Origin of the sequence: Lutibacter sp. A64 (assembly GCF_022429565.1) — a bacterium.
GTDB lineage: Bacteria > Bacteroidota > Bacteroidia > Flavobacteriales > Flavobacteriaceae > Lutibacter.
In genome coordinates this window covers 2,112,457-2,138,445 of the sequence record NZ_CP092487.1, presented here as the reverse complement: position 1 = coordinate 2,138,445, position 25,989 = coordinate 2,112,457, and the positions used below count along the sequence as shown (strand labels likewise).

Here is a 25,989-nt window from a genome sequence, read left to right as displayed (position 1 = left end):
CAACTCGAGTAATTCTAATTTTATTAGAAGAATTGAATCAAAAAGTTTAACTGAATTAACACCTTTTCTATGATTAATAAAATCATTGATTTTTCAATCAATAACAAATTTATAATTGGTTTGCTTACGCTTACCATTATTGGAGCAGGTATATGGAGTATGACCCAAGTACCCATCGATGCTGTTCCAGATATTACCAATAACCAAGTACAGGTTATTACACAAGCCCCAAATTTAGGTACAGAAGATATTGAACAAATTGTAACCTACCCAATTGAAGTAGCAATGAGCAACCTTCCAAATGTACAGGAAATTAGATCTATTTCTCGTTTTGGTTTATCGGTTGTTACTATTGTGTTCGACGATGATATGGGAACATATTTACCTCGACAATTAGTAGCAGAAAAACTAAACGAAGTTAAAGAACAAATTCCTGCAGGTTTTGGTGAACCATCAATGGGACCTATTTCAACTGGATTAGGAGAGATTTACCAGTATACATTAAAAGTAGCACCAGAGTTTAAAGACAAATATAGTATTGCAGACCTACGTTCTATGCAAGATTGGATTGTACAGCGACAAATGGCTATGGTAGAAGGTGTGGTTGAAGTAAATGCCATTGGTGGTAAAATTAAACAATACGAAGTAGCTGTTGATCCAAACGATTTAAACGCTATTGGTTTAACTATTACAGATGTATTTAATGCACTTGAAGCTAACAATCAAAATACAGGTGGTGCTTACATTGAAAAAAACCATCAAGCAAATTTTATTCGTGGAGAAGGCTTGGTGCGTAGTTTAGAAGACATTAAAAAAATAACAGTCAAAAACGTTAATAATATTCCAGTAACTATTGGTGATATTGCGACAGTTCAATTTGGTGCTGCAATTCGCTATGGTGCATTAACTCAAGATGGTGAAGGCGAAGTTGTAGGTGGATTGGTGATGATGCTTAAAGGTGCTAATTCCAATAATGTTATTAACAGTGTAAAAGAGCGAATGGCTCAAATAGAAAAGTCATTACCTGAAGGAATTATTATTGAATCATTGTTAGACAGAAGTAAATTAATTGGAGAAACAACCTCTACAGTTTCAAATAATCTTGTTGAAGGTGCTTTAATAGTAATATTTGTTCTTATTTTCTTACTAGGTAATTGGCGAGGTGGTTTAATAGTAGCCTCAACAATTCCATTATCATTATTATTTGCATTTATATTGATGAATGTATTTGATGTTTGGGCAAATTTAATGAGTTTGGGAGCTATTGATTTCGGGATTATTGTAGATGGTGCTGTAATTATTGTGGAGAGTACAGTATTCTTAATTACATCCCAAATATTAAAAAAGAAGAGTCTTACAGCAAAAGAACGTGACAAAGTAGCTTCTAATGCTTCTAAAAAGATGATGAATGCTGCATTTTTTGGTCAGCTCATTATTCTTATTGTTTTTCTTCCAATTTTGGCTTTACAAGGTATTGAGGGAAAAATGTTCAAACCAATGGCTATGACTTTCATTTTCGCTATGATTGGAGCGATGGTGCTTTGTCTTACCTATGTACCAATGATGTCTGCACTAGTGTTAAGAGCTCCAAAAAACAATAAAAAATCTTATGGAGATAAATTTGTACAATGGGTAGAAGACAAATACCTACCTTTATTGGAAAGAGCATTACAAAAAGGAAAGTGGATTATAGGTAGTGCAGTTGTGCTATTCGCAATTGCAGTTTTTATGTTTACAAAAATGGGTGGTGAGTTCATTCCGCAGCTTGATGAAGGTGATATTGCATTTCACGCCATATTAAAACCAGGAAGTTCACTTACAGAAACCATTGAAACAACTACAAAAATAGAGCAAATTGTAAAAGCTAAATTTCCGGAAGTTGAAAAAATAGTTAGTCGTATTGGTGTAGCTGAAATTCCAACAGACCCAATGCCAATGGATTTAGCAGATGTTTTTGTAATTCTAAAGCCTAAAAGTGAGTGGACCACAACAACTTCAAAAGATGAATTGATAGAGATGATGAAAGAAGCTGTTGAAATAGTTCCAGGTGTTAATTATGAGTTTACCCAACCTATTGAAATGCGTTTTAATGAATTACTTGAAGGTGTGCGTGAAGATATTGCCATAAAATTATATGGGGAAGACATTGACATCTTATCCCAAAAAGCCGAAGAAATATCCAAAATTATTGCAGGTACAGAAGGTATTGGTGATATGAAAGCAGAAGCCACAACAGGTTTACCACAAATGACTATTAATTACAATAGAAATAAATTAGCACAGTACGGTCTTCATATAAATACCTTAAATCAAACAGTACAATCAGCATTTGCAGGTGGTATAGCAGGTGTTATTTTTGAAGGTGAAAAACGTTTTGATTTAGTAGTTCGTTTAAATTCTCAAAACCGAAAAGATATTTCAGATGTCCAAAACTTGTACATCAACCTACCTTCGGGAACTCAAATTCCACTGCGTGAAATAGCTGATGTAAGTTATAAAGCAGGACCAATGCAAATTAGTAGAGATAACACAAACAGAAGAACTTATGTAGGTGTAAATGTGAGAGGTCGCGATGTAAAATCATTAGTAAATGAAATAAAATCAAAATTAGATGCACAATTAGAATTACCATCTGGTTATTTCATTCGTTATGGTGGTGCTTTTGAGAATTTGGAACGTGCAAGTAACCGATTACAAACGGTTGTACCTATTGCACTATTACTAATATTTGTGTTAATTTATTTTGCATTGAAATCATTGCCACAAACTTTAATGATTTACATAGCTATTCCTATGGCAACCATTGGTGGTGTTGTAGCTTTATGGTTACGAGATATGCCATTTAGTATTTCAGCAGGTGTTGGTTTCATAGTACTATTTGGGGTTGCAGTTTTAAATGGATTGGTAATGGTTAGTGGTTTGAATGAATTAAAAGAAGAGGGTGTTACCAACCTTAAAGATAGAATTATTGAAGGTACAAAACGAAGAATAAGACCAATTATGCTAACAGCTTTTACAGATGTATTAGGCTTTTTACCTATGGCGATTTCGGCATCTGCCGGAGCAGAAGTTCAACGCCCACTAGCAACTGTTGTTATTGGTGGTTTATTAACTTCTACATTACTAACCTTATTCGTTTTACCAATTTTATACCATTGGGTAGAAAACAAATCGTTTAAATTTATTCCGAATAAAAAGTTGGTTACAGCAACAGCAGTTTTGCTTTTAATGTTTGGTGTTTCTGAACAAAGTAATGCACAACAGATAAACAATACACTTCCAGAAATAACCTTAATGGATGCGGTAAAACTATCTAAAAGGAATTACCCATTGTTAAAGCAAAAACAGTTAGAAATCACAAAACAGGAACAATTAAAAGCTACTGCTTATGATTTAGGTACAACTGAAGTCTTTACAGGTGGTGAAGAAATTAATGGAGATGAAGGAGTCTACACAACCATTGGTATTGGTCAATCCGATATAAATATTTTTGGTATTGGTTCAAAGAGGAAGTTACAAAAACAACGAGTACAATTAGCACAAAAAGCTTATCAACTTTCTGTATTAGAATTAGAATTAGAAGTTAAAAAGGCCTGGTCAAAATGTTATCAGATGAAGAGAAACTATAATCTTTATATGGAATTGGATTCCATTTATTCCAATTTCGAACAAGCTGTTGCGTTAAATTATGAAGTAGAAGCGATTTCAAGATTAGAATATTCAGCCGCTAAAAACCAAGCTTTTCAAATTCAAAATAAAAAAATGCAAGCATATAGTGATTATCTAATCGCTCTACAGCAATTAAATTTATGGTTGGTTTCAGATGAAATTTTTACTGTTTCTGATGAATTTGATTCTGCAATAGATTTAAACATTGAAAAGTTCAATATTGAAAACCATCCGTTGTACAGTATGTCGCAGAACATTGTAGATGAAGCAGCAGCCAATTATAAAGTAGCAAAAGCTGATAATTTACCAAAATTCAATCTTCAAGGTGGTTTACAAAAAGTAGAAGGAACTTCTGGGTTTTACAGTTATCAAGCAGGTATTTCCATTCCGTTTTTGTCTGGTACTAACAAAGCACAAATTAGAAGTACCAAAATTGATAAAGAGATAGCCGAAGCCAATGTCCAATTCAAAAAGCAAGAAGTACAATCAAAATTTGTTCAGGCTAAAGAAAATTATATCAAATGGAAAAACTCTTGGGAATTTTACAAAAACCAGGTATTGCCATTAACAAAGGAACAAAAAACAGGTGCTTTACTGGCGTACAAAGAAGGCGAAATAGAATACACTAGCTTCACACAATTAATAAAAGAAGCCATTCAATCCGAGCTAGATGCACAAACAGCTTTAATAAACTATTTAGAAAGCACATTTCAACTACAATATTTTAATCAATAAGAAAATGAAAAATAAATTATATAAAATCCTAACTGCTCTAGTGTTATCCATTACTGTTTTTGCTTGCGGAAACAAAGAAAGTCATAGTGACAATGATGGTCATTCACATAGTGAAAAACCAAAAAATGAAGAAGAACACGGTGAGAACGAAGAAGTAATGCTTTCGCAGCAGCAGTATAATGCATTAAAAATGAAGATTGACACACTTTCATTACGAAATATGAGTGGAAATGTAGAGGCTAATGGTACATTAGAAGTACCCCCACAAAACGAAGCAGCAATAACTTCAGTTATTGGTGCAAATGTAGTATCTATAAAAGTAATTGAAGGTAATAAAGTTAATAAAGGCCAAGTTGTGGCCTATCTATCACACCCTAATATTATAAAACTACAGACTGATTATTTGAATGCTTTTAGCAATAGTAATTTTTTAAAGAAAAACTATGAGCGTCAACAAAAATTATATGATGCAGGTGTTGGTTCTGGTGCAAATTTTCAAAAAGCAGAAGCCGAGTATGAAGCATCAAAAGCTATGGTAAATGGATTGGAAGCTCAATTAAGAATATTAAATATCAATACAATATCAGTAAGAAATGGTACAATTGCACAAAGTATATCATTACGTAGTCCTATAGAAGGGTTTGTACAAAAGGTTCAGGTGAAAATTGGGCAATATGTAGAGCCGCAAACAGAATTATTCGAAATTGTTAATACGCTTCACGTTCACGCAGATTTAATGGTGTTTGAAAAAGATGCCTATAAAGTAAAAAAAGGTCAAAAAGTGACATTTACAGTGCAGTCTATTCCAAATACAGAACTTACAGCTGAAATCTTTTCAATAAGTAAAACATTTGAAGACAACCCAAAAGCGGTACACGTTCACGCTGAAATTGAAAATAAAAGAGATAACTTAATTCCTGGTATGTACATTCAAGGTAAAATTCAGGTAAATAAAACTAAAACAAAAGCATTACCTGAAAGTGCAATTATAAAAGATGGAGATAGGTTTTATGCATTTTCAGTAGAAAAAGAAAATGACCACTGGAGTTTTAAACCTGTTGAAGTGCTTTTAGGTGCAAAAGATGGCAATTGGATTGCAGTTCAATTTACTGAAGAATTAGATAAAACCACAAAATTTGCTTATAATAATGCTTATTACCTGATTGCTGAAATGAAAAAAGGCGAAGCAGAACACGAACATTAAATAATGAAAACAATAGAGGAATTATTAGAATCTAAAAATATACGTGTTACAGCAATGCGATTACTTATCTATAAGTTTCTTGTAGAAAAGGATGTTGCTGTAACATTAAGTGATATCGAAAATGCTTTTGAAAAGTCAGATAGAACTACATTATACAGAACTATTAAAACATTTGAAGAAAAAGGAATCGTACATCAAATAGATGATGGTACAGGTATTACAAAGTATGCATTATGTGAAAAAGGATGTAATTGTGAAATTGAAAATGATTTACACTTACATTTCCATTGTAACAATTGCAATGAAACAGTATGCCTTACAGCTCATAAAATTCCTCAAATTAAAGTACCTGATGGTTTTGTTGCAGAAAATGTAAACTTGGTGGTAAAAGGGATTTGTGATAAATGTAGCGGTCATTAATGCACTTCCATTGCATTTGTTTTTTCAGCATATTTGCTTTGAATATGCAATTATAATTTGATGATTTTATTTATTTACTTACTAATATATTTTCTGCTAGTTTTTGTAATAAGGTCAGTTTCACTCTTTATAAAAACTAGAGTAAACCCTTTAACTTTTAACAAAACAGATGATGCACACGGTTATAATGGTAAAGTATTTACTTTGATCTCTTTTTTAGAGCTAATTATTGTAAGTATTTATGCTTTTAAATTTGATTGGTACAAATATTTACTCCCTTTTTGGTATTTAGAAAGTGTTACTTTATTAAAAACAGGCTGGGGACTCTTAATTCTTTCGCTAATTGTAGTATGGATTGCTCAATCTAATATGGCCAATTCTTGGAGAATTGGAATAGATGAAAAAAACAAGACATCGTTAGTTACCAAAGGATTGTTTTCGATTTCAAGAAACCCCATTTTCCTTGGGATTATGATTGCAAATATTGGATTGTTTTTAGTGATTCCAAACGCTTTTACATTAGTAATAATCGCATTATCAACAACAAGTATAAATACCCAAATTAGATTAGAAGAAGCATTCTTAAAACAAGAATTTGGAAATGATTATTTAGAGTATGCAAAAAAAGTAAGACGTTGGATATAAATATTTAATTTGAAGAATTTAGAATAATAATGAAAAAAAAGAAAGTCAATTTAAGAGATTTAAAGCCAAAATCTACAAAGCAGCATAGTCACAATGATGGTCATAACCACGGCATTGTAAATAGTGCTACTTTCAAAATTTATTTCCCTGCAATCGTAAGCTTTTTAATGCTTATGATCGGAATAGCTTTAGATTATTTTAATGTAGCTTTTTTCAAAGATTGGTTACGTATAAATTGGTATGGAATTGCATACTTGCCTGTTGGATTTCCCGTGGTTAAAGAAGGTTGGAAAAGCATTAAAAAAGGAGATGTATTTACAGAGTTCTTTTTAATGTCTATTGCTACAATTGGAGCATTTGTTATTGGTGAATATCCTGAAGGAGTAGCAGTAATGCTATTTTATGCAGTTGGAGAATTATTCCAAGGAGCTGCTGTTAAAAGAGCCAAAGGAAATATCAAAGCATTATTAGATGTCAGACCAAAAGAAGCTAACGTTTTTCGGAATGGTGATTATACAAGTGTTTCACCAGAAGACGTAAATATTGGCGAAAAAATTCAAATTCGTGTTGGCGAAAAAATTCCTTTAGATGGTATTTTACTATCAGTAAAGGCCTCATTAAATACCGCAGCTTTAACAGGTGAAAGTAAACCAGATACGATTACAAAAAACGCAAAAGTATATGCAGGTAGTATCAATTTAGAAAGTGTGATAGAAGTTGAGGTAACAAACAAGTTTGAAGATAGTTCAATTGCCAGAATATTAGATTTAGTTCAAAATGCTACAGCACGTAAATCGAAAACAGAATTGTTCATTAGACAATTTGCACGTATCTATACACCAATTGTAGTGTATTTAGCAATTGCTGTTACATTTCTACCTTATTTTTTTGTAGAGGATTATATTTTTAGAGATTGGTTATACAGAGCATTAATTTTCTTGGTAATTTCTTGCCCTTGTGCTTTGGTAATATCTATCCCATTGGGTTATTTCGGAGGTTTAGGTGCAGCTTCAAAAAATGGAATATTATTTAAAGGTGCTTCATTTTTAGATGCTATGACCAAAATAAATACATTGGTAATGGATAAAACAGGAACTGTTACCAAAGGTGTTTTCAAAATTAAGGAAATAAAGACTGTTGGCTGGGAAGAATCTGAATTTATGAAATTCCTAATGGCTATGGAAGAACAATCCACACACCCTATTGCAAAAGCCATAATGGAGTATAAAGAAGTTGGAAAAGATTTTAAAGCATTAGAAGTATCTGAAGTTGCAGGAAAAGGATTAAAAGGCATTGTGAATGGTAAAATAGTTTTAGTTGGAAATAAAGCCTTAATGCATACAAATAACATAGATGTTCCAACTGAAACAGAAGCTATTGTAGAATCCATTGTTTTGGTAGCTATCGATAATAAATTCGCAGGTTATGTTGTAATTGCAGATGAATTAAAAGAAGATGCTAAAGAAACAATTACAGCATTGCATAAAGTAGGTATTAAAAATATAATGATGCTTTCAGGTGATAAAGATTCTATTACCCAACAAATAGCAATTGAATTAAATATTGAAAAGGCCAGAGGTGGTTTATTGCCAGAAGATAAATTAAATGAAGTTGAAACTTTAAAGAGAAACCCTGAAAATAAAATAGCTTTTATTGGTGATGGTATTAACGATGCACCAGTTTTAGCAGCAAGTGATGTAGGTATTGCTATGGGTGGTTTGGGAAGTGATGTTGCTATTGAAACAGCAGATGTTATTATTCAAACCGACCAACCTTCAAAAGTGGTAAAAGCCATTAAAATAAGTCATTCTACTCGTAAAATTGTATGGCAGAATATCATATTAGCTTTTGGTGTTAAAGCTATTGTTTTAATTCTAGGAGCAGGTGGTTTAGCAACAATGTGGGAAGCTGTATTTGCAGATGTAGGTGTAGCTTTATTAGCTATTTTAAATGCGGTTAGATTGCAACGAATGAAATGGAGTTAAGCGTTAAACTCCTGTTAAACTAATTTAGAATCATTATAATTTGTTACCTTTGTTACCAATATGAAACAAGTTTTCCATAAAATAATGTCAATATTAATGGCTTTTGTAGTGTTATTCTCTACAATGTCATTTACTATTAATATGCATTATTGTGGAGATGAATTGGTTGATTCAGCCATATTTTCAAAAGCAGAAACTTGCGGAATGGAAATGGAATTAGCAACTTCAACTAATAATTGTTCTGTATCAAAGAAAAATTGTTGTAGTGAAGGCTTTGAAAAAATTGAGGGTCAAAATGAATTACAATCTTCAATAGATACTATTTCTTTTGAGCAACAAGTATTCATTACTTCATTTATTTATACTTACGTAAATCTTTTCGAAAGTATAGATAGCGAGGTATCTTTATATGATGAACATCAATCCCCTCTCGTCAGCAGGAAAATCTACAAGCTAGACGAAACATATTTAATCTGATTTTAAAACAATAGACTGTTTTATCCTATGGCTGTAAAGTTATAAGGATAATTTGTTGTATTCGGTGTTTTTAACACCATTGTCTAATTGTTTAAAATCAAACCTATGCTAAATAAAAGCATCAAATTTTTAATAGAAAATAAACTGGTAGCAGTATTATTACTAGCACTGTTTATAGGTTGGGGTATCGTAAATGCACCCTTTAATTGGAATACAGGATTTCTTCCTAGCGATCCTGTAGCAGTAGATGCAATTCCCGATATTGGTGAAAACCAACAAATAGTATTTACAAAATGGGACGGTCGTTCACCACAAGATATTGAAGACCAAATAACGTACCCATTAACAACATCATTACTTGGTATTCCAGGAGTAAAAACCATTCGTAGTTCATCTATGTTTGGATTTTCAAGTATCTATATCATTTTTGAAGAAGATATAGAGTTTTATTGGAGTCGTAGTCGAATCCTTGAAAAACTAAACTCTTTGCCAAGTAATTTATTGCCAGATGGTGTTAACCCTTCATTAGGTCCAGATGCCACAGGTTTAGGTCAAATCTTTTGGTATACATTAGAAGGTAGAGATGAAAACGGAAATGTAACTGGAGGTTGGGATTTACACGAATTACGTAGTATTCAAGATTACTATGTGAAGTATGCGTTATCTTCTGCTAGCGGTGTTTCTGAAGTAGCTTCAATTGGAGGTTATGTACAAGAATATCAAGTGGATGTAAATCCAGAATTAATGCGTCAATACAATATTGGTTTACATCAAATTGTAAAAGCAGTAAAAGAAAGTAACAGAGATATTGGAGCGCAAACTTTAGAAATTAACCAAGCCGAATATTTAGTTAGAGGTTTAGGGTATATAAAATCTATTGCCGACATAGAAAATGCCGTTGTAGATTCAGAAAATTTTACTTCAATAAAAATAAAAGATATTGGCAAAGTATCGCTTGGTCCGGCAACACGAAGAGGGTTGTTAGACAAAGAAGGTGCTGAAGTAGTTGGTGGTGTGGTTGTAGCTCGTTATGGTGCAAATCCAATGGAAGTTATCAATAATGTAAAAGCTAAAATTGAAGAACTTAAAGGAGGTTTACCAACTAAAGAATTAGCTGATGGAACAGTTTCTCAATTAACATTGGTTCCCTTTTATGATAGAACAGAACTTATTGAAGAAACCTTACACACTTTAAACGAAGCATTAACTCTAGAAATATTGATTACCATTTTAGTAATTATTGTAATGGTCTTCAATTTAAGAGCATCCATATTAATTTCAGGTTTATTACCAGTAGCTGTATTAATGGTATTTATTACAATGAAACTATTTAATGTAGATGCAAATATTGTTGCGCTTTCTGGAATTGCAATTGCTATTGGAACTATGGTCGATGTTGGTGTAATTCTCGCTGAAAATATGATTAGGCATTTAGATGAAGAAAAACTACGATTAAATGAAGATGGCACACCACTAACAACAAATGAAATTGTATACAATGCTACTGCAGAAGTTTCAGGAGCAATTTTAACAGCAGTTCTAACTACAATTATCAGTTTTGTTCCAGTATTTACAATGATTGGTGCTGAAGGTAAATTATTTAGACCTTTAGCTTTTACAAAAACAATGGCACTTTCAGCATCGTTAGTAATCGCGTTATTTTTAATACCTCCTTTTGCGGCCTTTTTATTCAGAAAAACGGTGTTAAAAAAGACAGTGAGTTATGTTATAAATATCGCTTTAATTATTGCAGGAATTTCAGCTATAATTATGGGTTATTGGCTTGGAATAATTCTAATTGCTTTTGGAGTTACAGGAATCTTAAATTTAAAAGGAAAACTTGGACCCGAAAAGGTTAATTTAATCAACATAATAATTGCTGCTGCATCAGTAGTGCTTTTATTAACTGAATATTGGAGACCGTTAGGTGTTGAAAGAAGTATTCTTATAAACCTTTTATTTGTAGCCATTATTTGCTTTGGAATATTAGGTATATTCTCTGTTTTAAGAAAGTATTATGCGCAAATTTTAAAATGGGCTTTAGCCAATAAATTGGCATTCTTAATCATTCCAACTACAGTGCTTATTTCAGGTATTTATATAATGAATAACACCGGAAAAGAATTTATGCCTTCTCTTAATGAAGGTTCATTCTTACTAATGCCTACTTCAATGCCACATTCTGGTGTTGATGAAAACAAGAGAGTTTTGCAACAATTAGATATGGCAGTTGCTAGTATTCCAGAAATTGAAACAGTTGTTGGTAAAGCAGGTAGAACAGAATCAGCATTAGATCCTGCACCATTATCTATGTACGAAAATGTAATTCAGTACAAATCTGAATATATGAAGAATGAAAAAGGTAAAAAACAACGATACAAAGTAAATGATAAAGGCTTATTTGAATTGAAAGATGGACGCTTTATCTCAAATCCAAACAATTCTGAAAATGTCACCTTGAGCGCAGTGGAAAGGTCTCAACTGATTGAAGATAATGATGGTGAGTTTTACAGAAATTGGAGACCTGAAATTAAATCTCCTAATGATATTTGGAACGAAATTGTAAAAGTTACAAAGTTGCCTGGAGTAACATCTGCACCTAAATTACAACCTATTGAAACTCGATTGGTAATGCTGCAAACAGGTATGCGCGCACCAATGGGAATTAAAGTAAAAGGACAAGATTTAAAACAAATTGAAGCCTTTGGCTTGGAATTAGAAGCTATCTTAAAACAAACTGAAGGTGTAAAAGAACAAGCCGTTTTTGCAGACAGAATTGTTGGAAAGCCATATTTGTTAATTGACATTAACAGAGAAAAAATTGCACGTTATGGTATTTCTATAGAAAATGTTCAAGAAATACTTAAAGTTGCAATTGGCGGTATGCCAATAACACAAACAGTTGAAGGAAGAGAACGCTATTCAGTACGTGTACGCTATCCAAGAGAGTTAAGAGCAAACCCAACGGATTTAGAACAAATTTATGTTCCTGTAGAAAAAGGAAATCCTGTTCCTTTAAGCGAATTGGCAACCATTCGTTATGAACAAGGTCCCCAAGTTATTAAAAGTGAAGATACTTTTTTAGTGGGTTATGTACTGTTTGATAAGTTAGATGGTTTTGCTGAAGTAGATGTTGTTGAAAATGCACAAGCCTTATTTCAACAAAAAATAGCATCAGGTAAATTAATAGTCCCTAAAGGAATTAGTTACAAGTTTACCGGAACTTATGAAAATCAAATTAGAGCTGAAAAAACACTCGCCGTGGTTGTACCATTAGCATTGGCCATTATCTTTTTGATATTGTATTTCCAGTTCAAATCAGTAACAACTTCTTTAATGGTATTTACAGGTATTACTGTTGCTTTTGCAGGTGGTTTTATAATGATTTGGTTATATGGGCAAGACTGGTTTTTCAATTTCAGTTTGTTTGGTGAAAATATGCGAGAGTTATTCAATATGAAAACCATCAATTTAAGTGTGGCAGTTTGGGTAGGTTTTATTGCACTATTTGGTATTGCTACAGATGATGGTGTGGTAATGGCAACCTATTTAACACAAACTTTTGACAGAGACAAACCTACGAATAAACAAAGTATTAGAAGTTCGGCTTTAGCAGCTGCTGAAAAACGAATAAGACCTTGTTTAATGACAACAGTAACAACAATTTTAGCCTTGTTACCTATTTTAACTTCAACAGGAAAAGGTAGTGATATTATGATGCCAATGGCAATTCCAATTTTTGGAGGAATGGTTATAGACATTACTTCTTACTTTATAGTTCCTGTTTTGTATAGCTGGAGAGAAGAATTAAAACTTAAAAAAACAGCATAATGAAAAATCTAAAAATAGCATTTATTTTAAGTGTATTACTTATCACAGTTAACACAAATGCACAACAATTAGAAACGCTCTTAAAAGAGGCATTTAATAACAGTCCTACAATTCAGAAGTTTGAATTGCAATATAAAATTAAAGCAGAAAAAGCGAACGAAGTAAATACACTTCCAAATACAGAATTTGGTGTTGGGTACTTTGTAAGCGAACCTGAAACAAGAACAGGAGCACAACGTTTTAAAATTTCAGCAAAACAAATGTTACCTTGGTTTGGTTCAATTACCGCTCGTGAAAATTATGCCAATTCTTTAGCTGATGCTTCGTTTGAAGATATAGTTATTGCCAAACGAAAATTAATAGTTGCTGTATCACAATCATATTACAATTTGTATGAAAATAAAGCAAAGCAACAGGTTTTGGTCGAAAATATTGAACTATTAAAAAACTATGAAACAATGGCTTTAGCTTCTGTTGAGGTGAATAAAGCCTCGGCAGTAGATGTATTACGCTTACAAATGCGACAAAATGAACTAGATAAATTAAAACAATTATTGCATCAGAAATATATTGCAGAGCAAACAACATTAAACAAGTTGTTGAATCGTGATAAAGCTATTGAAGTTCGTATTGAAAACAATCTTGAAATACCTGCTGATGATTCTTTTTTAAATACAAATAGTTTAGAGTTACATCCCGAATTATTAAAGTATGAAAAATTGTACAAAGCGGTTGAAAAGTCAGAATTATTAAATCAAAAAGAAAGCAATCCTTTAATTGGTTTTGGATTAGACTATGTCAATGTAGAAGAAAGACCAGATATTACAATTAGCGATAATGGTAAAGATATTTTAATGCCAATGGTTTCAGTATCTATTCCAATATTTAATAAGAAATACAAATCAAAAAGTAAGCAAAATAACTTGCAGCAACTTGCAATAAAAAACGAAAAACAAGAGCGTTTTAACAAATTACAAACTTTACTTGATGCTGCTATTAATGAAAGAATTTCAGCAAAAATTAGTTACAATATTCAAGCTAAAAACTTAAAGCAGGCCAAAAATGCTGAAGATATTCTAATTAGAAGTTATGAAACTGGAACTATTGATTTTAATGATGTTTTAGACATACAAGAGTTACAGCTAAAGTTTCAAATAAATCAAATAGAATCAGTTAAAAATTATTACAATCAAAGTACAATCATCAATTATTTAATTTCAAATTAAAACTTAAAAAATGAAACATATAAAATCAATACTAATAATCATATTCATATTTACAATCAACATAACATTTGCTCAATTAAAAACAGAAGAGTTTAAGGTTGAAGGTAAATGTGAAATGTGCAAAAACAGAATAGAAAAAGCAGCCAAATCAGTTAAAGGTATAAAAACAGCTAATTGGAATGTTGAAAGCAAAATGTTGAAAATTACATTTGATCTAAAAGAAAGTAGTGCCTACGAAGTAGAGCAAGCAGTTGCAAAAGTTGGACACAGCACAAAATATGTAAGTGCTTCTAAAAAAGCTTATAATTCACTACCTAGTTGTTGTAAATACGAATTGACAGATGCAAAAAAAGGATGTAATCATTGTAATTAATTAATCGTTATGAAACACACATTTCACATACACGGTATGACTTGCAACGGTTGTCGCAGTCACGTAGAAGAAACACTTTCTAAAGTAAAAGGTGTTTCAAAAGCAACAGTTGATTTAGAAAAAGCTGAAGCTACAATTGAAATGGAATCACATATTCCGTTAAAAACATTTCAAGAAGCCTTAAAAAATGATGGTGGCAGGTATAGTATTCATAAACTAGGAGTTCATATACCTATAAAAATAAAAGAAAAAGAACTTCAGAAAGGAGAAGGAAGTGGTACTTACTATTGTCCAATGCATTGTGAGGGAGATAAAGTTTATAACAAAGTTGGTGATTGCCCAGTATGCGGTATGGATTTAATCGAAGAGAAAAAAATGGTTTCTTCAAATATTCAGTTTACCTGCCCAATGCATCCAGAAATCATAAAAGATGAACCTGGATCTTGTCCAATTTGCGGTATGGATTTGATTCCATTAGAAGCGGATGTATCTGAAGAAGATAAGACTTATAAAAAGCTGCTAAATAAGTTTTGGATTGCTGTTTTATTTACAGCTCCAATTTTTTTAATAGCTATGTCTGAAATGTTAGAAAATAATCCATTGTATACAGTTTTAGAACAAAAACAATGGAATTGGATTCAATTCATATTATCAATTCCAGTAGTTTTTTATGCTACTTGGATGTTTTTTAAACGTGCTTGGACATCAATAAAAACATTGAACCTAAATATGTTTACCCTAATTGGAATAGGTTCTGGAATAGCGTGGATTTTTAGTGTTTTTGCAATGATATTTCCTAATGTTTTCCCTGAAGATTTTAAAACTTCAGAAGGAAACGTATTTGTATACTTTGAAGCAACTACAGTTATTTTAACATTAGTATTACTAGGGCAATTGTTAGAAGCAAAAGCGCATAGCCAAACAAGTGGAGCAATAAAGGAATTATTAAAATTAGTTCCTTCCACTGCAACATTAGTAATTGATGGAATTGATAAAGTAATAGCTATTGATAAAATTGAAAAGGGTAATTTATTACGAGTTAAACCAGGTGAAAAAATCCCTGTTGATGGTAGTATTATTGAAGGCCATAGTAGTATTGATGAATCTATGATAACAGGAGAACCTATTCCTGTAGATAAAAATGTAGATGACAAAGTAAGTTCAGGTACAATCAACGGTACAAAGTCGTTTATAATGAAAGCTGAAAAAGTCGGTTCAGAGACCTTACTTTCTCAAATCATTCATATGGTAAATAACGCAAGTCGTTCTAAAGCACCTATTCAAAAGTTAGCTGATAGAATATCAAAATACTTTGTTCCAATAGTAATGATTGTTTCAGTAATAACATTTATCATTTGGGCTGTATTTGGTCCCGAACCTGCTTATGTTTTTGCATTTGTAAATGCAATAGCTGTATTAATTATTGCGTGTCCTTGTGCATTAGGATTGGCTACGCCAATGTCTGTAATGGTAGGTGTTGGTAGAGGTGCTCAATCTGGTGTATTGATTAAAAATGCGGAAGCATTAGAGAAAATGAATAAAGTAGATACACTTATTGTTGACAAGACAGGCACGATTACAGAAGGAAAACCATCAGTTGAAAAGGTAATAGCAACAGACTCTATAGATGAATCTATTTTAGTACAATACATAACATCTTTAAACCAATATAGCGAGCATCCGTTAGCAGCAGCAATCGTAAACTATGGTAAATCAAAAAACAGTTCAATTACTAAAGTAAGTGATTTTGAAGCTGTGGCAGGAAAAGGAGTTATAGGTAAAGTCGAAAATAAAAATATTGCTTTAGGTAATGATAATTTATTAAAGCAATACACAATTACTATTTCTGAAAGTTTATCGAATAAAGTTATAGTAGAACAAGAGCAAGGTAAAACAGTTTCATACATAGCAATAGATAATAAAGCAGTAGGATATGTCACAATTTTCGATGCTATTAAAACTACAAGTCAAAATGCTATTAAAGAATTACAAAATAATGGCGTTGACGTAATAATGCTAACAGGTGACAATAAGAATACTGCAAAATTTGTAGCTAAACAACTAAACCTAAAACACTTTAAAGCAGAATGTCTTCCACAAGACAAATTAAATGAAATAAAAATGCTTCAAAATACAGGGAAAATAGTTGCAATGGCAGGAGATGGTATTAATGATGCACCTGCTTTAGCACAATCTGATGTTGGAATTGCAATGGGTACAGGTACTGATGTTGCTATTGAAAGTGCATCAATAACATTAGTAAAAGGCGATTTACAAGGTATTGTAAAAGCTAAAAAATTAAGTCACGCTGTTGTAAAAAATATAAAACAGAACCTGTTTTTTGCATTTATATATAATGTTATAGGTGTTCCTATTGCAGCAGGTATTTTATATCCATTTTTTGGATTATTACTATCACCAATGATTGCAGCTTTAGCTATGAGTTTTAGCTCGGTCTCGGTAATTGTAAACGCATTAAGATTAAGAAATATTAAAATTTAAAAAAATGAAAAAATATATAATTTATATAGGCATATTAGCTGTTGGACTTCTTCTGGGAAAGTTCCTGTTCAATGATTCTTCAAAAAATAAAACAGAACATAATCATACTAGCACAACAGAAACAAATCAAATGTGGACGTGTTCAATGCATCCACAAATAATGCAACCAGAAGCAGGTGACTGTCCTATCTGTGGTATGGATTTAATTCCTGCCGAAGCAGGTGCTGATGGTTTGTCTGCAGATCAATTCAAGTTAACAAAAAATGCAATGGCATTAGCCAACATTCAAACAACAAAAGTTGGTAAGCATTTAGCTGAAGATAATGTGCTTAAATTATCTGGTAAAATTGCAGTAAACGAAGAAGTTAATTCAATTCAAGTCAGTTATTTTTCTGGAAGAATTGAAAAACTAAATGTAAATTTTACTGGTGAAGAAATTCGTAAAGGACAATTATTAGCAACTATCTATTCACCTGAATTATATGCTGCTCAACAAGAATTATTAACTGCAATTTCATTAAAAGAATCTCAACCAGAATTGTACAATGCCGTTCGTAACAAATTAAAATTCTGGAAACTATCAGATAATCAAATAAACCAAATTGAAGCCTCTGGAAAAGCAAAAGAATTTTTCCCTGTGTATGCAACAGTTTCAGGTACCGTATCTGAAAAATTGGTTGAACAAGGTTCAGCAATAAAACAAGGACAACCTTTGCTGAAAATATCAAACTTAAGTACAGTTTGGGCAAATTTCGATGTGTATGAAAACCAGATAGGCTTATTTAAAATAGGTGAAGAAATTACGATAACTTCTAACGCATACCCTAATAAAGAGTTTAAAGGAAAAGTAAGTTTTATTGACCCCGTTTTAAATACTAAAACCCGTACGGTAACTTTAAGAGTTGTATTAAAAAATAAAAACAATGAATTTAAGCCAGGAATGTTTGTTGAAGGTAAAGTAAATAATGCCACATCAAATACAAATGATATACTAATGATACCTGCATCGGCAGTTCTTTGGACTGGTGAAAGGTCTATAGTTTATGTAAAAACCAATCCTAACGAACCTGTTTTTGAAATGAAAGAAATTGTTTTAGGGAACCAAATTGGAACAAATTATCAAGTTTTAAAAGGTCTAAATAATGGTGATGAAATAGTATCAAATGGTACGTTTACCATAGATGCTGCTGCCCAACTACAAGGTAAAAAAAGTATGATGAATAAAACTGGCGGAACTACAATGACAGGTCACGAAGGGCATCTTGGTATGGAAAATAACATTTCAGATGCTACAGAACATTATGAAATTAATAAACGATTAGAAGCTCCAAAAGAATTTCAAAATCAATTAAAAACAGTGTATGAGAACTATATCATTCTTAAAGATGCATTGGTAGAAGACAATTCAAAAGAAGCTACAAACAGTGCCAAAAAGTTAATTTCAAGCATTCATAAAATAAATATGAAATTACTAAAAGGCGAAGCACATAAGCATTGGATGACTGTAGAAAAAGAAATTAAATCTTCAACAATCGCTATTTCAAATACTGATGATATAAAAGTTCAAAGAGACCATTTTAAGCATTTATCTTCTCATTTAACCAAGGCAATTCAACTATTTGGAATCAACGAAATAGTATATGTAGAATTTTGTCCAATGGCAGATAACAATAACGGTGCATATTGGTTAAGCAAAGAAGAAAAAGTTCTTAACCCTTATTTTGGAGATGCAATGCTTAAATGTGGTGAAGTAAAACAAGTAATAGAATAAATTAAAACAATTATTAATATTTTAAATTTTAAAACAATGAAAAAAGTAATTTTAAGTATAACTGTAGTAGCTTTATTCGTAGCTACAAGCTGCAAAACAGAAACAAAAAAAGATAAAGAGCCTGTAAAAACAGAAGCCAAAAAAGAAATGGCAATGGAAGTTTACCAATGTCCTATGGATTGTGAAAAAGGCAAAACATACGATGAGAAAGGAAATTGTCCAGTTTGTAAAATGGATTTAAAAAAGGTAGAGAAACACGCTAAACATAATGATGAAGATCATTCGGGTCATAATCATTAGAAACTATAAAAAGAGTCCTCAAAAGGGGCTCTTTTTCATAAAATAATAAACACCCCATCTACAGCAGTATTTTTTTAATCTTTACGTCATTCTGAACTTGTTTTGCATCTCATCTTTAAAAGTTAGTCAAGTTCACAACAAACCAAAAATACAGCTTCCAATTCCGCACAGTAAGAGCTTGAAAAAAGCACTTACTTTTTGCCTTTGCGCTTTTCAAATCCGTTTCCATAAGTAACAATAGAACAAAATAGAAACATTCGTGCAGGTAATAAGGTGTTCGCAATACGCACCATTTTGTTACATAAAATATATCTGCAAGGTAAATCCAGAAAAGTACGTCATTCTGAACTTGTTTCAGAATCTCATCACTATAAGTATAGATATAGTTTTAAAACCTTGCATATACCATAAATAGCACTAATTCGTCCACAGTCCTCATTTAGCACTAGTTCATTTATTTTACTTCACACATTCCACGCATCACTCACGCATAGCTATCTTTTACCCCTAAAACCCAATAAGGTATAAATGCATTTTTATTAGGGGTAAACCGCTATTACACTATTTTCGCTCGCCTGCTGCTCACTTCGGGCTAATCAGGTTGTCACAGTTTTTGAAGGCATCCATTTTGCATATAAAATAAACCGCCTGTCCTCACGAATGTGGGTATCTTATAAATGTATTCTTCAATTTTATTTGATTCTGCATCGATAGGTATTTAGCGGATTTATTACATATTGCAAACGCGCACAAGAGCAAAGTATTCCATTAAATTTATAGGATTAATAATTATTTAGTATTTAAAATACACTCACAAAAACGACCTATTAAAATAGCTGTAGAAATACAAGTTATCGAAACGTATGAGTAATCCAAAGAGCGAAGCGGCCTGGAGTCGAAAGTGGAATACCTACATTTATAGTTACAGTTAAAACGGCTCATAAATTAATATATTTGAATTATGAGTAAAACAAAAAGGTACGACAAGGAATTTAAGATTATGTTAGTAGAATTAATGCTCTCAGGTCAGAGTGCAGAAGATTTGGGGAAAGAATATGGTGTCCATTCTGCAAGTATACGCAGTTGGAAAAGATCCTATTTATCAAACCGAGAATCTTTTACAGGTTCAGGAACTCCGAGCTTAACACCAGAAGAAAAAGAGATTCGAGAATTGAAAAGGCGTCTTAGAGATGCTGAGATGGAGAGGGATATCTTAAAAAAGGCGGTGAGCATCTTCTCCAAGAACGACAGGTAAAGTACAGGTTTATAAATAAACACAGTACCAACTATCCTGTTGAGAAGATGTGTAAACTTTTAAAAATTAGTAGAAATTCTTATTATCAATGGCTAAGAAATAGTAGTATTATCAGAGTCTCTAAAACAAGAATACTTAAAGCGAAAATTTATCAAATATGGAAAACAAATCGTAAAGTATATGGTAGTTATAAAATCACTAAAACCTTAGCTAGAGCGGGATATCATTATCATCCATCGTATATTTCAAGACTTATGCAGCAAATGGGAATTAGAAGCCAATCTAAAAGAAAATATGTAGTTACAACGAATTCTAATCATAATTATAACATCAGTCCTAATATATTGAATAGGAATTTCAACATAAAAGAACTTGGTAAGGTTTGGGTTTCTGATATTACCTACATTCGATGTAAAGACAAATGGATTTATTTAACTACTATGATAGATTTAGCTGATAGAAAGATTGTTGGATGGTCTTTAAGCAATGATATGACTGTAGAAAATACAGTTTATAAAGCCTGGGCAAGAGCTAGAAAAAACAGACCCATTTCAGATGATTTTATTTTTCATTCTGATAGAGGGGTTCAATATGCGTCAGGTAAAATGACTGCTATTTTTAGGCATAATAAAAAGATAAATCAAAGTATGAGTAGAAAAGGTAATTGTTGGGATAATGCAGTAGCTGAATCATTTTTTAAAACAATTAAATGCGAATTAATTTACAGAAGATCATTCAAAACCTTTATCCAGGCATATAGTCAAATAGATAGTTATATTCATTGGTATAATACTAAAAGAATACATCAGTCTTTAGACTATTTAACTCCTCTAGAAATGGAAATAATATTAAAAAATATCAAAACTAAACGAGCCGCTTAAAAATGTAATCTTTTTTGTAGGAATATCAAAGTGAGGTAGCGTAGTATTCAAAGCTATTTTAAGAAGTCTTGATTTTTTGTTTCGTTTTGCATCAAGGCAAAATGAATATGACTAACAATTAATATCACTACATAAATTGCACTTGTTTTTCCAACCGCTTCAAAAACTCCGCCAACCTTGCGTGTTCCACGTAGTCGTAGCACGTACTTATGCCGATGGCAACGTACTCTTGCTCCAACACCCTCGTTCAACTCGCTGCGGCTCGCTTTAATGCTTCGCGATTACCTGCTAAAAGAAACTTAAAAACATTATATAAAACGATACTACAAATAACATAATTACAAATTATCTAAATTCTTCAACATTTATTCAATGTAGTTAAAAACATATTTTTGATTCCAATCAATAGCAGTTAGTTTTTTAAAAAACAACTTCAAAATATCTCTTACATAAAACAAGTATTTAGGTTCAAAGTAAAAATAAAAAACATAGCAAATATCGGTTGTTACCATCTCCAGCCGCTTTCTGCCTTTCAAGGTCAAGCCCGTTGGGTTTTGAAAAAAACCTCCACCTCACAATATTTTTAGTAATGATTTCAACTATCAATTTAGGTAGTGTTTTTTACAAAAAACCTTGACAGTCATATCCACACAACCTAGCTGTGGCTATCTTTTTTCTTTTGTTTTCTGAAAAAATTATGTGCGCGAAGCGCATAATTTTAAATGGAGAACTATGTCAACTTATGAAATCAAGACACACCAGGAAGGAAGAACCTACAACAAACCACACTTTTTTATTTTAAACAAAGGTTTAAATAGTGGTAGGCCAATGGAGCAACCTTGCCCAAACTGTTTTGTAATCACAACCGCTTCAGAAGAAACTCGGGAGTCTTTGTATTACCTATGTTTATCACTTAAAACAGGTCAATTCTTTGGCTACTATTTAAAAGGTAGTGTTATTCCGTTTATCTGTATTTCAGATGCAAAAACGGTAATAAATACAGCCTTACAAAATTACGAGCTGCAGCAATGGGAACTAAAAGTTGAAAAGCTTAAAAAAATTACAGCCTTTGAGCAAAATCTAGAATTGCAATTGCAAGCGATTTCAAAATTAAAAATTGCCTTGTTGAGGTCTTGAATTTTTTCTTGTCATTCCTGCGTAGGCAGGAATTCAAACCAACAACAAAAAACCAATAACTAGAATGATGAAACTAATAATTGCAGGAACCAGAACCTTCAACGACTACAAAAAACTATGCACCGAATGTGACAACATTCTCCAAGATCAAAACAACATTGAAATTGTGTCTGGAGCTTATTACAAAGGAGCCGACAAACTTGGAGAACAATACGCAAAAGAGCGAGGATATAAAATAACTAGATTCCCTGCAAATTGGAAAAGATATAGAAGAGCTGCAGGACCAAAACGCAACGAACAAATGGCAGAATATGCAGATACGTTAATTGCCTTTTGGGATGGAAAAAGTAGAGGTACTAAAAATATGATTGAATTAGCAAAAACAAGAGGTTTAAAAGTTAGAACAATTTATAATAATACTAATTGAAAATAATTCTGACAATTATCACCAAATAACTCAATTACTTGTTATAGATTTGAAATACTAATAAAAATTGCAATACTGTTAGTATCATTATTTAATACAAATTTCACTGTTTAATACTTCTATGGAGTGTTAAATCGGATGTTTTGTTTTGATATAACTAGTTGGCTAATAATAAAAAAGACTAACGCATAAACTCAATTAATGACAACACAAACGAAAAAAGAAAAACTAAAAGATTTTAAAAATGAAAATAAGTTTCGGGAGTTTTTAATCGACTTTTTAATAAAAAGTAATTTTAAAGACGTTATTCATACTCATCGATATGGTTTTCCAGAACAAGGAAAAGATATTATAGCAAGAATAGAACACCCAATAACTGGTGATGATTGGTTTGCTTTTGTTGTTAAAAAAGGAAGAATTGCAGGAGGAACAAATGAAATTGAAATGATAAAAAATCAAATTCTCCAATCTTTCGAATATCCTTACAAAGGAGTTAATGGTGATAAAATCAAGATTAACAAAGTTGTTGTTGTTACAAATGAAAATTTCACTAACGGAGCTCAATATCAAATTACTGAAAGCCCTAAATTAAGTTTATATAACAATTTTAGTTTTTGGTGGAATGAGAATTTAATTCCATTAATCGATAAAAATTATTCAGATTTTTGGCTTCCAGGTGATTCATTTGCAAAAGAATTTTCTAAAAATTTTATTAACGATTTACAAAAAGAGATTAGTATTCGCGATTTAAGTATTCAAAAAGTCGATGATAAAAAACTTCAAAAACTTCTTGATATTTTTATAGAACCTAAACTGACAACAGATGAAATTGAGGAAGACAAAAAAACAAAAGAAAAAAATCTAAAAACAAAAAAATTCAGTATAGATAAACTTGAAAAAATTGACACAAACATTTTACTTTCTGGAGAGCAAGGAGTTGGTAAAACAAAAATATTAAATACTTTAGCTTGTAGATTGTCACATCCTCAAACGATTTTCAACAATCAGCAAATACCGATAAAATTAAAAGCTTTAGAGTTAAGAGATTATAGTTTTAACCTTGAGGAATCTATTCACGATATTATTAAATATTATTCTAATCAGTTTTTTGATGAAGAAACTATCAAAAATTACAAAATAATTCCATTTATTGATGACTTTGATTTATTAAGAAGCTCTGAAAAAACTGAATTAAAAGAAAAGTTGAAAAAATACTGTGATAAAAATTCTACACATTTCGTAATAACTTACAGTAAAAGTGAAATCAGTTATAACGATTCAATAAAATCAATAAAAATTCACAATTTCAATATTAAACAAATTGAATCTTTTATTGAGAAATTCTTTGAAGGTACTAGTAGGGCTGAAAAATTTATTCAAATATTAAAAGAAAGTGATATTCTCTCAAAGTTACCAACTACACCACTAACGATATCTCTAATTTCATTGTTATATGACGAAAATAATTTTGAAATCCCAGCAACTTTAAGTGATATATATACTGACTTTACTAATGTTCTACTAGGCAAACTAGAAGTTTATAATAAAACAGAATTATTAATTTATAATTTAAAACGTAGAATTTTCACTTCATTAGCTTTAAAAATGTTAGATGATAGGGTATTTGAGATTTCCTTAAAAGATTTCAAAGTATTTGTAAATTCATTTTTAACTGAAAGAGCGTACGAAAGTCAAACTGAAAATGACGTAATTGAAATAATCGAAAAATCAGGACTTCTTTATATAACTGACAATAATATTATTGGATTTAAACAACAAGCATTTATTGAATTTCTTGCATCAATTGAAATATACCATCATAGACGAGAGACACATTATAGTAAGTTAGTAACAAAGTTTAATGACGTAGCTTGGCAAAACACTGCAATATTTTATGCAGGACATTCAAAAGAGTTAGAAGGAATGATAGATGATGTAATTGAACAGTCACCAAATGTTGATTTAAGAGATTGGTTCATTAACTCAAGTGGAATGGGTTATTTGTCTCAAGCACTATACCAAACAAAACCGATTGAAAGAAAGAAACTTGTTTTAAAATCATTAGAAAATATAATGAAATCTTATCATCATATAAAAAAGATGACTGAAGATGAAGCTAGTGTTTTTTATAAAATGCCATTACCTCTACTATTAGGTACACTTAACCATTGGTTTAATGAAAATTTTAAATCTATAACATTAAAAAATACGTTAAATATAAGTTTTGACGAAATATTCAAACTTGACAATAATTTTGAAAATAATTTCAAAAGTTTAATGATATCAACTACATTAATGACACCTAACATAAACGATGATGAAAAATTCTCAAAATTAATAGAAAGAGAAGAGTTTATGTCACACCCTATACTACCTTTAATAGCCGACTTTGCAATCGAATTAGGTATGATAGAAAAAAAATCCGTTGACAAGGCAATAAAATCTAAAATTGAGACACGAATTAAGAAAAAAAGGGAATATATAAAATCTGTATTAAAAGAACCTGCGTATAGATTCAATGATAAATTTGCATTAGAAAAATAACATTAGCCAACAACTGATATATTTTATTGTTTGGTTCTAGCACACTTACACAAATCCTATCGGATTTTCTTGGTCGCTAATTATTTACTAAATTTATAGCTTAAACAACTCAACAAAAGATACCAAAAAACGTTCAAGCATCAAAAAGCCTGGTTAAAAAATTAACTAGGCTTTTTATTTATTAGAAAATAATCGTTTTAAAATATAAGAAACAAAAAAACTAACCACTGCACCAATAACAGCCATAACAATGGTGAAAATAACATCGTTTAAGCTAATATTTAAAACAGTGGATAGCAAAGTCCCCCCAATAATCCCAGACTTTATTTGAATATTGTTTGCCACTTCAATTGCTAAATTTAAGAGTTAGTCAATTTTAGAATCTAGATCCTTGTCTTTCTTTTTATCAGAAACAACAGCTTGGCTTACAGCCGTAGCAACTGTTCCGGCAACTGTTAAATAAGTGGCAACTGTAATTACTGCAGCAGGTAATGAAATTGGAGCTGCAATTATAACACCACCTGCGGTGGCCAATGCAATTCCAATGTTTCTTAATTTTCTAAAAAATGGAGGAGTCGGTTTTTTATATCGTTCTTTAAGTTTCATA

Annotated in this window: 17 protein-coding genes; 16 read left to right on the top strand and 1 reads right to left on the bottom strand. The window is 31.4% G+C overall.

The window, feature by feature from the left end; genetic code table 11:
• Positions 1-69 precede the first annotated feature (69 nt).
• The 16 genes from MKD41_RS08835 (at position 70) to MKD41_RS08760 (ending at position 25,382) form a co-directional block, all read left to right on the top strand.
• Positions 70-4,404 (top strand): CusA/CzcA family heavy metal efflux RND transporter, encoded by a 4,335-nt coding sequence (locus MKD41_RS08835; RefSeq protein WP_240241937.1) that lies wholly within the window; start codon positions 70-72, stop codon positions 4,402-4,404.
• 4 nt (positions 4,405-4,408) lie between these two features.
• Entirely contained in the window at positions 4,409-5,608 is a 1,200-nt protein-coding gene (locus MKD41_RS08830; protein ID WP_240241936.1) for an efflux RND transporter periplasmic adaptor subunit, read from the top strand.
• 3 nt (positions 5,609-5,611) lie between these two features.
• Positions 5,612-6,028 (top strand): Fur family transcriptional regulator, encoded by a 417-nt coding sequence (locus MKD41_RS08825; RefSeq protein ID WP_090120009.1) that lies wholly within the window; start codon positions 5,612-5,614, stop codon positions 6,026-6,028.
• A 60-nt stretch (positions 6,029-6,088) separates the two neighbouring features.
• Positions 6,089-6,673: a methyltransferase family protein gene (locus tag MKD41_RS08820; protein ID WP_090120011.1), complete on the top strand. Its 585-nt coding sequence runs from the start codon at positions 6,089-6,091 to the stop codon at positions 6,671-6,673.
• 29 nt (positions 6,674-6,702) lie between these two features.
• Entirely contained in the window at positions 6,703-8,658 is a 1,956-nt protein-coding gene (locus MKD41_RS08815) for a heavy metal translocating P-type ATPase (RefSeq protein ID WP_240241935.1), read from the top strand.
• A gap of 60 nt (positions 8,659-8,718) precedes the next feature.
• Complete coding sequence (locus MKD41_RS08810; protein WP_240241934.1) at positions 8,719-9,135, top strand: HYC_CC_PP family protein; 417 nt, start codon at positions 8,719-8,721, stop codon at positions 9,133-9,135.
• A gap of 105 nt (positions 9,136-9,240) precedes the next feature.
• Positions 9,241-12,966: an efflux RND transporter permease subunit gene (locus MKD41_RS08805; RefSeq protein WP_240241933.1), complete on the top strand. Its 3,726-nt coding sequence runs from the start codon at positions 9,241-9,243 to the stop codon at positions 12,964-12,966.
• Entirely contained in the window at positions 12,966-14,192 is a 1,227-nt protein-coding gene (locus MKD41_RS08800; RefSeq protein ID WP_240241932.1) for a TolC family protein, read from the top strand. Before MKD41_RS08805 ends, MKD41_RS08800 begins: the two co-directional genes overlap by 1 nt.
• Before the next feature lie 10 nt (positions 14,193-14,202).
• A complete protein-coding gene (locus MKD41_RS08795; protein WP_090120023.1) occupies positions 14,203-14,565 on the top strand; it encodes a heavy-metal-associated domain-containing protein in 363 nt (120 codons plus the stop codon).
• A gap of 9 nt (positions 14,566-14,574) precedes the next feature.
• Entirely contained in the window at positions 14,575-17,067 is a 2,493-nt protein-coding gene (locus MKD41_RS08790) for a heavy metal translocating P-type ATPase (RefSeq protein ID WP_240241931.1), read from the top strand.
• A 4-nt stretch (positions 17,068-17,071) separates the two neighbouring features.
• Positions 17,072-18,838 carry an efflux RND transporter periplasmic adaptor subunit gene (locus MKD41_RS08785; protein ID WP_090120025.1) on the top strand — a complete coding sequence of 589 codons (1,767 nt, stop codon included), beginning with the start codon at positions 17,072-17,074 and terminating at the stop codon, positions 18,836-18,838.
• Positions 18,839-18,874: 36 nt separating this feature from the next.
• Positions 18,875-19,138 carry a heavy metal-binding domain-containing protein gene (locus MKD41_RS08780; RefSeq protein ID WP_090120026.1) on the top strand — a complete coding sequence of 88 codons (264 nt, stop codon included), beginning with the start codon at positions 18,875-18,877 and terminating at the stop codon, positions 19,136-19,138.
• Positions 19,139-20,099: 961 nt separating this feature from the next.
• A protein-coding gene (locus MKD41_RS08775; protein ID WP_240241930.1) for an IS3 family transposase occupies positions 20,100-21,274 on the top strand; the annotation gives its coding sequence in 2 pieces (ribosomal slippage) (positions 20,100-20,349 and positions 20,349-21,274; 1,176 coding nt in all).
• Between the two features lie 732 nt (positions 21,275-22,006).
• Positions 22,007-22,411, top strand: coding sequence for a DUF6943 family protein (locus MKD41_RS08770; protein WP_090120369.1), 405 nt, complete (start codon positions 22,007-22,009; stop codon positions 22,409-22,411).
• Positions 22,412-22,475: 64 nt separating this feature from the next.
• A complete protein-coding gene (locus MKD41_RS08765; RefSeq protein ID WP_240241929.1) occupies positions 22,476-22,838 on the top strand; it encodes a DUF2493 domain-containing protein in 363 nt (120 codons plus the stop codon).
• 201 nt (positions 22,839-23,039) lie between these two features.
• Entirely contained in the window at positions 23,040-25,382 is a 2,343-nt protein-coding gene (locus MKD41_RS08760) for an NACHT domain-containing protein (RefSeq protein WP_240241928.1), read from the top strand.
• Between the two features lie 366 nt (positions 25,383-25,748).
• On the opposite strand, the gene MKD41_RS08755 is transcribed toward MKD41_RS08760, so the two are convergent.
• A complete protein-coding gene (locus tag MKD41_RS08755) occupies positions 25,749-25,988 on the bottom strand; it encodes a hypothetical protein (protein ID WP_090124686.1) in 240 nt (79 codons plus the stop codon).
• Between the last annotated feature and the right edge of the window lies 1 nt (position 25,989).

Coding starts and splice junctions, on each gene's coding strand:
- MKD41_RS08835 (WP_240241937.1), top strand. CDS start 70: ATGATTAATAAAATCATTGATTTTTCAATCAATAACAAATTTATAATT.
- MKD41_RS08830 (WP_240241936.1), top strand. CDS start 4,409: ATGAAAAATAAATTATATAAAATCCTAACTGCTCTAGTGTTATCCATT.
- MKD41_RS08825 (WP_090120009.1), top strand. CDS start 5,612: ATGAAAACAATAGAGGAATTATTAGAATCTAAAAATATACGTGTTACA.
- MKD41_RS08820 (WP_090120011.1), top strand. CDS start 6,089: ATGATTTTATTTATTTACTTACTAATATATTTTCTGCTAGTTTTTGTA.
- MKD41_RS08815 (WP_240241935.1), top strand. CDS start 6,703: ATGAAAAAAAAGAAAGTCAATTTAAGAGATTTAAAGCCAAAATCTACA.
- MKD41_RS08810 (WP_240241934.1), top strand. CDS start 8,719: ATGAAACAAGTTTTCCATAAAATAATGTCAATATTAATGGCTTTTGTA.
- MKD41_RS08805 (WP_240241933.1), top strand. CDS start 9,241: ATGCTAAATAAAAGCATCAAATTTTTAATAGAAAATAAACTGGTAGCA.
- MKD41_RS08800 (WP_240241932.1), top strand. CDS start 12,966: ATGAAAAATCTAAAAATAGCATTTATTTTAAGTGTATTACTTATCACA.
- MKD41_RS08795 (WP_090120023.1), top strand. CDS start 14,203: ATGAAACATATAAAATCAATACTAATAATCATATTCATATTTACAATC.
- MKD41_RS08790 (WP_240241931.1), top strand. CDS start 14,575: ATGAAACACACATTTCACATACACGGTATGACTTGCAACGGTTGTCGC.
- MKD41_RS08785 (WP_090120025.1), top strand. CDS start 17,072: ATGAAAAAATATATAATTTATATAGGCATATTAGCTGTTGGACTTCTT.
- MKD41_RS08780 (WP_090120026.1), top strand. CDS start 18,875: ATGAAAAAAGTAATTTTAAGTATAACTGTAGTAGCTTTATTCGTAGCT.
- MKD41_RS08770 (WP_090120369.1), top strand. CDS start 22,007: ATGTCAACTTATGAAATCAAGACACACCAGGAAGGAAGAACCTACAAC.
- MKD41_RS08765 (WP_240241929.1), top strand. CDS start 22,476: ATGATGAAACTAATAATTGCAGGAACCAGAACCTTCAACGACTACAAA.
- MKD41_RS08760 (WP_240241928.1), top strand. CDS start 23,040: ATGACAACACAAACGAAAAAAGAAAAACTAAAAGATTTTAAAAATGAA.
- MKD41_RS08755 (WP_090124686.1), bottom strand. CDS start 25,988: ATGAAACTTAAAGAACGATATAAAAAACCGACTCCTCCATTTTTTAGA.